This is a genomic window from Flavobacterium limicola, assembly GCF_003634755.1.
In the GTDB taxonomy this organism is placed as follows: domain Bacteria; phylum Bacteroidota; class Bacteroidia; order Flavobacteriales; family Flavobacteriaceae; genus Flavobacterium; species Flavobacterium limicola.
The window spans coordinates 478,533-491,473 of the sequence record NZ_RBXA01000002.1 but is presented as its reverse complement, the minus strand read 5'-3'; the positions used below and the strand labels follow the sequence as shown (position 1 = coordinate 491,473).

General features: G+C 34.4%; 10 protein-coding genes. 7 read left to right on the top strand and 3 right to left on the bottom strand.

The window, feature by feature from the left end:
- Positions 1 to 78: 78 nt before the first annotated feature.
- Positions 79 to 1,029: an isopenicillin N synthase family dioxygenase gene (locus BC952_RS09585; RefSeq protein WP_121365426.1), complete on the bottom strand. Its 951-nt coding sequence runs from the start codon at positions 1,027 to 1,029 to the stop codon at positions 79 to 81.
- 171 nt (positions 1,030 to 1,200) lie between these two features.
- On the opposite strand from BC952_RS09585, the gene BC952_RS09580 reads away from it, so the two are divergent.
- Positions 1,201 to 3,177 carry an alpha-ketoacid dehydrogenase subunit alpha/beta gene (locus BC952_RS09580; RefSeq protein ID WP_121365424.1) on the top strand — a complete coding sequence of 659 codons (1,977 nt, stop codon included), beginning with the start codon at positions 1,201 to 1,203 and terminating at the stop codon, positions 3,175 to 3,177.
- 212 nt (positions 3,178 to 3,389) lie between these two features.
- On the opposite strand, the gene BC952_RS09575 is transcribed toward BC952_RS09580, so the two are convergent.
- Complete coding sequence (locus BC952_RS09575; protein ID WP_121365422.1) at positions 3,390 to 4,283, bottom strand: LysR family transcriptional regulator; 894 nt, start codon at positions 4,281 to 4,283, stop codon at positions 3,390 to 3,392.
- Positions 4,284 to 4,380: 97 nt separating this feature from the next.
- Between BC952_RS09575 and BC952_RS09570 the strand changes: the two genes are divergently transcribed.
- Positions 4,381 to 4,974, top strand: coding sequence for an NAD(P)H-dependent oxidoreductase (locus BC952_RS09570; RefSeq protein WP_121365545.1), 594 nt, complete (start codon positions 4,381 to 4,383; stop codon positions 4,972 to 4,974).
- Between the two features lie 2 nt (positions 4,975 to 4,976).
- On the top strand, positions 4,977 to 5,267 hold the full coding sequence (locus BC952_RS09565) for a putative quinol monooxygenase (RefSeq protein WP_121365420.1): 291 nt from the start codon (positions 4,977 to 4,979) through the stop codon (positions 5,265 to 5,267).
- 92 nt (positions 5,268 to 5,359) lie between these two features.
- On the opposite strand, the gene BC952_RS09560 is transcribed toward BC952_RS09565, so the two are convergent.
- On the bottom strand, positions 5,360 to 6,904 hold the full coding sequence (locus BC952_RS09560) for a hypothetical protein (protein ID WP_121365418.1): 1,545 nt from the start codon (positions 6,902 to 6,904) through the stop codon (positions 5,360 to 5,362).
- 154 nt (positions 6,905 to 7,058) lie between these two features.
- Here BC952_RS09560 and BC952_RS09555 point away from each other — a divergent pair, with 154 nt between their 5' ends.
- The 4 genes from BC952_RS09555 (at position 7,059) to ilvB (ending at position 12,898) form a co-directional block, all read left to right on the top strand.
- Positions 7,059 to 8,234: a 2-isopropylmalate synthase gene (locus tag BC952_RS09555; protein WP_121365544.1), complete on the top strand. Its 1,176-nt coding sequence runs from the start codon at positions 7,059 to 7,061 to the stop codon at positions 8,232 to 8,234.
- 38 nt (positions 8,235 to 8,272) lie between these two features.
- Complete coding sequence (gene leuB, locus BC952_RS09550) at positions 8,273 to 9,388, top strand: 3-isopropylmalate dehydrogenase (RefSeq protein WP_121365416.1); 1,116 nt, start codon at positions 8,273 to 8,275, stop codon at positions 9,386 to 9,388.
- Between the two features lie 65 nt (positions 9,389 to 9,453).
- Complete coding sequence (gene ilvD, locus BC952_RS09545; protein WP_121365414.1) at positions 9,454 to 11,127, top strand: dihydroxy-acid dehydratase; 1,674 nt, start codon at positions 9,454 to 9,456, stop codon at positions 11,125 to 11,127.
- Between the two features lie 76 nt (positions 11,128 to 11,203).
- Positions 11,204 to 12,898 carry a biosynthetic-type acetolactate synthase large subunit gene (ilvB, locus tag BC952_RS09540; RefSeq protein WP_121365412.1) on the top strand — a complete coding sequence of 565 codons (1,695 nt, stop codon included), beginning with the start codon at positions 11,204 to 11,206 and terminating at the stop codon, positions 12,896 to 12,898.
- Positions 12,899 to 12,941: the final 43 nt, after the last annotated feature.

The following is a 12,941-nucleotide window of genomic DNA, read 5'->3' as shown; positions in this document are numbered from 1 at the left end:
GCTGATTTAAATTGGTAAAAAACAAAAGACATTAAGCATAAACTTAATGTCTTTTAGTATTTGACGTAAATTTAAGTTTTATTTTTTAATAAGGCCTAAATCTACTAAACGTTCGTATAAATAAGCTCCCGCGGTGATATCTTCGAATTTTTTTGGATTTTCAGCATCAATACAGTTTTCCAAACAATCCAATTTCATGTCACTCACCGGATGCATAAAAAACGGAATAGAATAACGTGAAGTTCCCCATAATTCTCTTGGTGGGTTTACCACTTGATGAATGGTCGATTTTAATTTGTTATTAGTATGACGCGATAACATATCACCCACATTAATTACTAATTCATCCTGTTCAGCAATGGCATCAATCCATTCTCCGTTGTGATTTTGTACTTGCAATCCTTTTCCTTGAGCACCCATCAATAAAGTAATCAAGTTGATATCACCGTGAGCAGCAGCACGAATTGCGTTTGCTGGTTCAGATGTGATTGGTGGGTAATGAATAGGTCTTAAGATTGAATTTCCGTCTTTGGCATACTGGTCAAAATAAAATTCATCTAAACCAAGGTGTAAAGCCAAAGCTCTCAAAACATAAACTCCTGTTTTTTCTAGCATTTGATATGCCTCTTTACCTACAACATTAAAACGGGGAAGTTCTTTAACTTCTACGTTTTCTGGATACTCTGAAGCGTATTTTGAATCTTCAGACACATATTGTCCAAAGTGCCAAAATTCCTTCAAATCACCTTCTTTTCTGCCTTTGGCATGCTCTGTTCCAAAAGAAACATACCCTCTTTGTCCGCCAATGCCAGGGATTTCATAACTGTGTTTTGTTTCTAAAGGTAAAGCGAAAAAATTTCTGATTTCACCATACAATTCATCAACCAACTGGTCGTTTAAAAAATGCCCTTTGAGTGCTACGAAGCCAATATCTTCAAATGCACTTCCGATTTCATTTACAAATTTTTGTTTACGTTTCGGGTCGTCCGAAAGGAAATCACGCAAGTCAACACTAGGAATGTTTTGCATACTTTTAAATATTTTTTAATAACTTGAAGGTCAAAAACCTTGCAGATACAAATGTAAAGAATAATTTTATATCTGAATTTTAAAACTTATAAACAATATAAAAAAATATAACAAAATAATACTAAACTGTTATATTTTTTTATCTTTGAACCATACTATAAAACCGAAAAAATGATCTTCGATAGAAAAAATCTTACTGACAATCAATTACTAGATTTATATAAAAGAATACTCAAACCAAGACTTATTGAGGAAAAGATGTTGATTCTTATTCGTCAGGGAAAGGTATCTAAATGGTTCTCTGGAATTGGTCAAGAGGCTATTTCTGTTGGTGTCACAGCAGTTTTAGATTCGGATGAGTACATTTTGCCAATGCATAGAAATCTTGGAGTTTTCACCGGAAGAGATATTCCGTTGTACCGTCTTTTTTCACAATGGCAAGGCAAAGCTAATGGTTTTACCAAAGGTCGTGATCGCAGTTTTCACTTTGGAACCCAACAATACAAGATTATTGGAATGATTTCGCATTTAGGTCCGCAATTAGGCGTTGCTGACGGAATCGCATTGGCCAACAAACTAAAGAAAAACGGAAAAGTAACCGCTGTTTTTACTGGTGAAGGAGCAACAAGCGAAGGCGATTTTCATGAAGCGTTGAATATTGCTTCGGTTTGGGAATTGCCGGTGATGTTTGTCATCGAAAATAATGGTTATGGATTATCAACTCCTACAAACGAGCAATACCGTTGCGAGAACCTTGCTGATAAAGGGAAAGGCTACGGAATGGAAAGTCATATTGTTGATGGAAATAATATACTTGAAGTGTTTAATTTGTTATCTGAATTAAAGACTTCGATGAAAGAAAATCCACGTCCGGTCTTATTAGAATTCAAAACCTTCAGAATGCGCGGGCACGAAGAGGCGAGTGGAATCAAATATGTTCCTCAAGAGTTGATGGATATGTGGGCGATTAAAGATCCAGTAGAAAATTATAGAAATTATTTGGCAGAAAACGGAGTTCTTACAGCTGATTTTGATGCTGCTTTACATGCTGAAATAAAGAAGGATATCGATGAAAGTCTGGCTATTGCCAATGCTGAACCGGAAATTGAAGCTACTTTAAGTGAAGAACTAAATGATGTTTATAAACCGTATGTATTTGAGCAAGTTAATCCTACAGAAAAAAAAGAAAATATTCGTTTTATAGATGCGATTTCTACCAGTTTGAGACAATCAATGGAGCGACATGAAAACTCAGTAATCATGGGTCAGGATATTGCTGAATATGGTGGAGCTTTCAAAATTACAGATGGTTTTGTAGCACAGTTTGGCAAAGAGCGTATTATCAATACACCCATTTGTGAAAGTGCAGTGGTTTCGGCAGGAATGGGATTGTCGATTAATGGATACAAAGCGATTGTGGAAATGCAGTTTGCTGATTTTGTTTCCACAGGATTTAATCCAATTGTCAATTTATTAGCTAAATCTCATTACCGTTGGTTGGAAAAAGCAGATGTTGTAGTTAGAATGCCTTGCGGTGGCGGAACACAAGCGGGACCTTTTCACTCGCAAACTAATGAAGCTTGGTTTACTAAAACTCCGGGACTAAAAGTGGTTTACCCAGCATTTCCTTTTGATGCGAAAGGATTGTTGAATACTTCCATAAACGACCCGAATCCTGTTTTGTTTTTTGAACACAAGCAATTGTACAGAAGCGTTTACCAAGAGGTCCCTACCGATTATTATACGATTCCATTAGGAAAAGCGGCTTTGTTGAAAGAAGGAAATCAGGTTACAATTATTTCGTTTGGTGCGGCAGTGCATTGGGCTTTGGATACTTTAGCAAAAAATCCTGATATTTCTGCAGATTTATTGGATTTAAGAACCTTACAGCCTTTGGATACGGAGGCTATTTTCGCCTCGGTAAAGAAAACGGGAAGAGTGATTATTTATCAGGAAGACAGTATGTTTGGAGGAATTGCCAGCGACATTTCGGCTTTGATAATGGAAAACTGTTTCAAACACTTAGATGCTCCCGTAAAACGAGTAGCAAGTTTAGATACTCCAATTCCATTTACAAAAGCATTGGAAGATCAATATTTGCCAAAAGGTCGTTTCGAAAATGACCTGAAAGAACTTTTGGCATACTAATAATTAAAATTATAATTGGGTTATTTTTAGAGTTTTAATTCTAAAAGTAACCTAATATCCAATAGATAATTATAAAAATTAGAATTGTGCCAAAACAGCCACCGCCTAATTTTTTGGCGCCGTAACCTGCAAGAATTGTTTTAAAAAATCCGTTCATAACTTTAAAATTTAAGTATTTATAAAAGTAAACTTTATTTCTAGAATAACAAATTTTAGTCCAATTCGATGAAAATTTTCTTGATCAAAGCTATTTCCTCTTCATACATAGTTTTTTTTCTGGTTGCAAAATAGAGCGTATTTTTTAATGGTGTTTTCCCTTCCCAAATCAGTTTGATCGTCCCATTATCAATTTCTTTACGGCATAAAAAATCAGGAACAACAGCCAATCCTTTGCCACTGCTCAAACAACGTACTATAGAGTTTATATTTGGAACTATATAATTAGGTCTGAAATCAGGATGTTTATTGAAATTTAATTGCCAGAAACGGCGTAAATGCTCCATATCTCCGGTAGTTCCGTACCATTTTTGTTGCTTTAACCAAAGTTCAATTTCTTGAATATTTTCCTTTTTTACTATAGAATTGAATTCTAAATCGTCAATTTCGCTTCCACCTACAAGTACAATAGTTTCTGAAGAAAATGCCTGATATTCAATTGCGTTTGTAACGACCATTTGGGGCGTGATAATCAAATCGAGAATTCCTTTTTCTAAATTTTCTACCATTTCAGGATATTCTCCAAACTGAATAATAACATTAAATGGTAACGTCGAAATATACTGTTCTAGTGTGATTTGGAATGTTTCAAAACACATTCCCACACTTATCGTTGGCGTATTTTTCTCGGTGCTTCTTTGAAAATTTTTCTCGGCCTCTTCCAGTTTGGTTAATGCTTCAATTATAAAATTGTAGAGCACTTTTCCTTTTTCGGTGGGAACCATTTTCCGACCTGTTCGGTCAAATAATTTATAGCCTACATAAGTTTCCAAGGAACTCAAATGCAGACTCACGCCAGGTTGTGAAATAAATAATTCTTCCGCAGCACTTGTTAAAGTTCCTGTTTTGTAAACCGCTTTAAACGTTCGATACCATTCTAAATTCACCATAACTATTATAATTATGATACAAAGGTATGAATTATGTTATTTTAATAATGGAAATTCTCGTTCTAACTTTGCACCATCAAGTTAAAAAATGCAAATCATGACAAAAATATTTATAGTTAATGGCGGACAAAAGTTCGGCCATTCCGGAGGACGATTTAATGAAACCATTTCGAATGAAACTTTGAATTTTTTCAAAAGCAATAGTGAATTTGAAGTAAAAACAACGAACATCAATGATGATTATATTCCTGCTGCAGAAGTGGAGAAATTTGTTTGGGCTGATGTAATTATTTATCATACGCCAATATGGTGGTTCCAGTTGCCACATGGATTTAAAAAATACATTGATGTTGTTTTCACTGAAGGTCATGCCAAAGGGATTTACAAAAGTGACGGTCGTTCAGCGGAAAATCCGACAATCAATTACGGAACAGGAGGAATGCTTCATGGCAAAAAATATATGTTAACCACCTCTTGGAATGCTCCAAAAGAAGCTTTTACTTTACCGGGAGAATTTTTCAATCAGCACAGTGTGGATGAAGGACCATTATTTGGTTTTCACAGAATGAACGCTTTTACAGGTATGAAACCGTTACAAAGTATTCACTTTCATGACATTGAAAAAAATGCAAATGTTGAAAATGATCTTAAAGTGTATCAAAACCATTTAACACAACTATTTTTAAATTAAATATGGCAATCAATCTAACAGTTATTCTAAAAAGTAAACCGGAAAATACAGTTATAGTAAAATCGCTATTACTGGAATTAGTTGAAAAATCAACTCAAGAAGCGGCTTGCGAACAATACGATTTGCATCAAAATTGTGATGATGCCAATACTTTTATTTTTCATGAAATTTGGGAAAATCAAAACGGTTTAGACAGCCACAATCAGCAATCTTATATTCAATCTTTTTTTGAAAAAGCAAAAACATTGTTGCAAGAAACTCCAATTGTTTTTAGAACGGACAAATTAGCGTAATAATTGAGGGTATTATTCTTTGATATTTCAATTTTTAAAAAATATAAGTTAACAAAAAGGAGGTTTTTAACCTCCTTTCGTCATATAAAGTCTTATCGATTAATCAATTTTGCTTTTTCTTTAATAATAGTGCTGATTTTTCGGTTTTCAATTTTGCTTTCAAGCCAAGAAATAATATCGAGATAAAGGAAAGCTCTTTTTTCATAGGTGTTTTTTTCCAATTCTATAAAGCGCGCTCTCATTTTTACAAATTCCTTTTTAATATCTGTTGGATATATGGAGTTTAAATTCTTCAAAAACTTAATGATTTCTTTTTGCACTTCATGTAAATCATTCATTTTGATTAGGAATTTATAGGTGTTCTTCAACTGATTTTCCAGATAATAATCTTTGCCTAATTCGTAATGCGCTATCAAACAAAGTATTCTGGCAAAACACATCAAATCTTCTCGCATCGAAAGATTTTTGTTGTTTATGATTTTCTCTAAATAAAAGATACACTCCGCATATTTTTCGTTCCCAAAATAAATTGACGCAAACTTATAATAGAACAACATTTCGTGATGTTCATCAAGATGGTCCGAGTGAATTTTTAATTTATTTAATACTTCAGGAATTAAGTATTCGCTTTCGGCAAAAGTACCTTCCAGAATATGGTAATTCAATTTATTATTATAGACATATAAAAATGATAAAGACGCAATGTTATCATTCACCGGGAAATGGGAATCTTTGATAGTATCTTCCAGCAACTCTAAATACTTTTTAAATTTAGATTTGTATTTCAACATGTATAAAGATTCTAATAAATAATGATTTCCTTTTAGGAAAAACACAGGATTTAAATGAATCATACTTTGATTATCATAAAACAGCGTCACCCATTTTAAAGAATATTTATAGCAGGAAAGAAAATCCTGTACCAGAAAACTCCTCCAAAGATTGGCGTTATAAAACCAGTATTTTTCCCTAAATCCGAATTTTTTCTCATCAAATTTAGAAATGTGCTTATGGAAATAATCGTCTATATATTTGTATTCTTCGTCACTTTTTACATAACCTGTTTTAAGCATTATCCCATACAATTGCAGGGATAAATTAGATAATTTACTAGAAATGGTATTTCGATAATTGAGTTCTTTAGCTTGAATAACCAATTCATCTGCGCGTCCTTGAATACTTCTGGTGATGTATTGTGATTCAATAAGTTTTTCGAATTCTACAATTTCATAAGCCATCAGTTTTTCGTCATTCTCCAAAGCTAAAATTTTTGTTTTATCCAAAATTTTTAAACTCTGCTTGTATAACCCTTTATTGTACAATATGGCAGCAAAATCAATTTGTTCTCTTAGCTGATACCGAATGTTCTGGCTGGGAATATTCAATCGGATGCTGACCAAAATTTGCTTATACAAATATGATTTTAGATTCGATAATTGTACTTTTTTAATGATACCACTTTTAAGAATAAGCTTTTCATCATAGACTTCTGATTTGTCTAAAATATTGAATAATTCGATGAATTTTGTATTGGAACTGGTTTCTAATCGGCTTGCAAAAATCTTGAATTGTCTTTTTTCAGATTTTGAAAGGGATTTAATTAATACAAACAAGAAATCTTTTTGATGGTTAGCCATTGTAGAATATAGTCTCTTAATATTTTGTTTTTCAGTATATTACAAAGTTTTTAATTGCTTTATAAGCAGTATATTTCATTAAATTGAGTTTTAGAATAAAGTAATGAAAGATATTTTTGTTATCAAGTTGTGAAATTACATTAAATAAATGAAAATGAATAGAGAGAAAGTTCAAATTTTTGATACCACTTTGAGAGATGGCGAACAGGTTCCAGGATGTAAGTTAGATACCAATCAAAAACTCGTTATAGCAAATCGACTGGACGAAATGGGTGTTGACATTATTGAAGCTGGTTTTCCTGTGTCAAGTCCAGGTGATTTTTTATCTGTTTCAGAAATAAGTAAGGTTGTTAAAAATGCTATTGTTTGCGGATTAACAAGAGCAGTGAAAAATGATATTGATGTTGCGGCTCAGGCATTAAAATATGCAAAAAGACCTCGTATACATACTGGAATAGGAACTTCGGAATCACATATTGTCCACAAATTAAATACAACAAGAGAAGATATAATTGCCCGAGCAAAATTTGCCGTTTCTCATGCCAAATCGTATGTTGAAGATGTAGAATTTTATGCTGAAGATGCTGGTAGAACGGACAATGAATTTTTGGCTCGAGTCTGTGAAGAAGTGATTAAATCAGGTGCAACTGTACTTAATATTCCGGATACAACAGGATATTGCTTGCCGGAAGAATATGGTGCAAAAATTAAGTATTTAAAAGAAAACGTCAAAGGGATTGAAAACGTAATCCTATCGTGTCACTGTCATAATGATTTAGGAATGGCTACAGCAAATTCAATTGCGGGAGCTGTAAATGGAGCTAGACAAATAGAATGTACGATAAATGGAATAGGCGAAAGAGCCGGAAATACTGCTCTTGAAGAAGTGGTGATGATTTTCAAACAACACCCGTATTTGAATTTAGATACCAATATAAATACACGTCAGTTGAATGAAATGAGCCGATTGGTTTCTGAAAGTATGGGAATGATGGTACAACCCAATAAAGCGATTGTTGGTGCTAATGCTTTTGCACACAGCTCCGGAATTCATCAGGATGGGGTGATAAAAAACAGAGCAACTTATGAAATCATGGATCCTCTAGAAGTAGGTGTCAATGAATCTTCAATAGTGCTAACAGCCAGAAGTGGTAGAGCAGCATTGGCATACAGAGCTAAAAAAGTTGGATATGAACTTACAAAAGTACAATTAGATGTGGTTTATGTTGAGTTTCTAAAGTTTGCCGACATTAAAAAAGAAGTGCTTGATGATGATATTCATCAAATAATTGAAGCCTGTAAAATGAATAAGGAATTAATCCTTAATTAAAATAATTTGATTTCCAATAAAATCTAAATCCTACTATTATGAACTTAAAAATAGCAGTCCTTTCAGGAGACGGAATAGGTCCGGAGGTAATCTTACAAGCAAAAAAAGCATTGTATGCAGTAGGAGTGGTGTTTGATCATGAGTTTGTTTTTGAAGATGCTCTGATAGGCGCTATTGCTGTTGAAAAGACCGGTACACCATTACCAGAGCAAACATTAAATCTATGTTTGAATACAGATGCCATATTATTTGGAGCTGTTGATGACTCAAAATATGATGCTGTTTCAGATTCGAAATTGCGTCCCATACAAGGATTATTAAAATTGAGACAAGCGTTAGGATTATATGCTAATATAAGACCTATTAAGCCATACAACGACTTACTAGATTTGTCGCCTTTGAAAAGAAAAATAATCGAAGGTGCTGATTTTATTATTTTCAGAGAAATTTCGGGAGGTTCCTATTTCAGTGAAAAAAAAATCAATGAAAAAGGGACTTTAGCCTCTGATTTATGTGAATATTCGGAAGAAGAAATTATTCGAATCAGTCATTTGGCTTTCAGAACAGCTCAGAAAAGAAAAAAGAAATTGACTTTGGTTGATAAAGCCAGTATCCTTGAAACCTCAAGATTATGGAGAAAAGTAGTAACTGAAATTGCTGAAGGATATCCTGATGTAACCTTAGAATTTCTTTTGGTTGATAATGCTGCCATGCAAATAATCATTAATCCAAAACAATTTGACGTCATTTTGACCGAAAATTTATTTGGTGATATTCTATCGGATGAAGCGAGCGTTATTACAGGTTCAATAGGATTATTACCATCCGCATCATTAGGAAACTCAAGCGTACTTTTTGAGCCTATTCACGGCTCTTGTCCTGAAGCCAAAAGAAAGAATATTGCCAATCCTATTGCTTCAATAGTTTGTGCAGCGATGCTTTTGGAACATTTTGGTCTTCATATCGAATCTCAAAAAGTATACGAAGCGGTACATAAAGCAATCGAATTAAATGTCGTCACAGCCGATTTGAATCCGTATTCAAAATTTGGTACCAATGAAGTGGGAGACTTTATTTCAAATTACATTTTAAGTAAAGATGACTTATATTTTAAAAGTGACAATGTCTACATTGGCCAATCGACCATAGTATAAAAATAAATAATTGATGTTGCCTGTAATTTTTCAGAAAAACATATTACCTACAAACTAACATAATAATGGAATTAAATAAATACAGCAAAATAATCACGCAAGATGAAACACAACCAGCTTCTCAGGCCATGTTGTACGGAATTGGATTAACTGAAGAAGATCTTAAAAAAGCGCAGGTAGGAATTGTGAGTATGGGTTATGATGGAAACCCTTGCAATATGCACTTAAATGATTTGGCTAAAGATATTAAGACAGGGGTCTGGACAGTAGATTTAGTTGGTTTGATTTTTAATACGATTGGTGTCAGTGATGGTATTTCAAATGGTAATGATGGAATGCGTTTTTCTTTGGTTTCTCGGGATGTAATTGCAGATTCTATTGAAACAGTTATGGGAGCACAGTGGTATGATGGAATGATTGCTGTTCCGGGTTGTGATAAAAATATGCCAGGAGCGCTAATGGCTATGGGTAGAGTCAATCGCCCTTCTATTATGGTTTATGGAGGTTCTATTCACCCAGGAAAATGGAAAGGGGAAGATTTGAATATTGTTTCTGCTTTTGAAGCATTAGGAAAAAAATTCAACAACACTATTACACCTGAAGATTTCAAAGGTGTGATTCAAAATGCTTGTCCAGGTGCAGGTGCTTGTGGTGGAATGTATACAGCAAACACTATGTCATCAGCGATTGAAGCTTTAGGAATGAGTTTGCCTTACAGTTCTTCTAATCCTGCTTTGAGTCCAGAAAAAAAACAAGAATGTGCTGATGCTGGTAAAGCCATCAGAATATTATTAGAAAAAGACCTCAAGCCTAGAGATATTATGACTCGTAAAGCATTCGAAAATGCAATTACAATTGTGGCTGTCTTAGGAGGTTCTACAAATGCAGTGATGCACTTAATTGCAATGGCACATTCAGTAGGTGTTGATCTTACCTTAAAAGATTTCCAAGATATTAGTGATAAAACACCATTGCTTGCTGACTTGAAACCAAGCGGTAAATACTTGATGGAAGACCTGCATAATGTAGGTGGTGTTCCAGGAGTAATGAAATATTTATTGAAAGAAGGTTTCTTACATGGAGATTGTTTAACGGTAACCGGAAAAACAATTGCTGAAAACTTAGCTTCTGTTCCTGATTTGAACGATGGACAACAAGTGATTCATGAAATCCAAAAAGCATTAAAAGCTACTGGAAATATTCAAATTTTATACGGAAACATTGCTTCGGAAGGTTGTGTAGCTAAAATTAGCGGCAAAGAAGGTGAGTTTTTTGAAGGTACAGCAGTAGTTTTTGAAAACGAACATGATGTAATTAAAGGAATTAGAGGTGGCGAAGTAAAACCAGGAAATGTGGTTGTTATTAGATATTGTGGCCCAAAAGGAGGTCCGGGAATGCCTGAAATGCTTAAACCAACATCCGCAATTATGGGAGCTGGCTTAGGAAGTACTGTCGCTTTAATTACTGACGGACGTTTTTCTGGAGGTTCTCACGGTTTCGTAGTAGGGCACGTTACACCAGAAGCCTATGAAGGCGGAGGAATTGCTTTAATAGAAAACGGTGATGTGATTTCAATTGATGCTGTGAAAAATACTATCAATATGAAAATTTCCGATGAAGAATTCGCAAAACGTAAAGCCAATTGGAAAAAACCAGAATCACCAATTAAACAAGGAGTATTACTTAAATATATGCGTTCGGTCACAAGTGCCTCTGAAGGATGTGTAACCGATAAATAATTTTCAAAAAAAGAAGAGATAGAAACAAGATATTTAAAATAGATGTTTCTAATTCTAAAAAACAATAAACGTACCCATGGGAACAAATAAAATTTCCGGCGCTGAAGCCGTTATTAGATGCTTATTAGAAGAAGGAGTAGATTTGGTTTATGGCTATCCAGGTGGAGCTATAATGCCAGTTTACGACGAATTATATAAATTTAAAGATCAATTGCACCACGTTTTAGTGCGTCATGAACAAGGAGCTACACATGCTGCACAAGGTTTTGCAAGAGCAACTGGAAAAGTGGGAGTGGCTATTGCAACTTCGGGGCCGGGAGCAACAAATTTAGTCACAGGAATTGCTGATGCGCAAATCGATTCGACTCCTATGGTTTGTATTACAGGACAAGTAGGGAAACATTTATTGGGATCTGATGCTTTTCAAGAGACTGATATTATTGGAATTTCGACTCCGGTAACCAAATGGAATTATCAAATTACCGAAGCATCTGAAATTCCAGAGATTATTGCAAAAGCATTTTATATTGCCAGATCAGGTCGTCCGGGTCCAGTATTAATAGATATTACAAAAAATGCTCAGTTTGACGAAATTGAATTCAGCTATAAAAAATGCACCAGTATTAGAAGCTACAATCCGAAACCAGTTTTAAATCTTGATAAGGTTAAGGAAGCAGCTGAAATAATTAATACTGCTAAAAAGCCATTTATCATATTTGGTCAAGGCGTAATTCTTAGTGAAGCGGAAGCTGAATTAAAAGCTTTGGTTGAAAAATCAGGAATTCCGGCAGCTTGGACTATTTTAGGACTTTCGGCAATGCCAACAGATCATCCATTAAATGTAGGAATGGTGGGAATGCACGGAAATTACGGTCCTAATGTTTTGACGAATGAATGTGATGTTTTGATTGCGCTTGGAATGCGTTTTGACGACCGTGTTACGGGAAATTTAGCTACTTACGCCAAACAAGCCAAAGTAATTCATTTTGAAATTGATCCTGCAGAAGTAGATAAGAATGTAAAAACTACTGTAGCAGTTTTGGCTGACCTAAAAGAGTCTTTAACAGCTTTACTTCCTTTAATTAAAAGTAACTCTCATGAATCTTGGCACAATGAATTTAAAGAGAAATATGAAATAGAATTAGAAGCAGTAATCAATGACGAGTTAAAACCAAAGAGAGAAGGAATTTCTATGGGAGAAACGATTGAAATGATTAACAAACATTCTAAAGGAGATGCCATTATGGTTTCGGATGTGGGACAACACCAAATGTTTGCGTGTCGTTATGCCAAATTCAATTCGACAAAAAGTAATGTGACATCAGGTGGTTTAGGAACTATGGGATTTGCTTTACCTGCTGCTATTGGAGCCAAAATGGGAATGCCAAATCGTGAAGTGGTAGCCATCATTGGTGATGGAGGTTTTCAAATGACGATTCAGGAATTAGGAACTATTTTCCAGACCAAAGTTCCTGTGAAAATTGTGGTCTTAAACAATGAATTTTTAGGAATGGTTCGTCAGTGGCAACAATTATTTTTTGACAAAAGATACGCTTCTACTGAAATGATCAATCCTAATTTTATAGCCATTGCTGAAGGCTATTATATCAAAGCTAAAAAAGTAACCAAAAGAGAAGATCTTGATGCTGCCGTTGCCGAAATGATGGCTTCAAAAGAATCGTATTTCCTAGAAGTTATGGTAGAAAAAGAAAATAACGTATTCCCAATGATTCCAACAGGAGCATCGGTTTCGGACATTCGTTTGTCCTAAAATAGTTTAAAGTTTAAGGTTTAAAGTTGTTGGAACCTGAAAA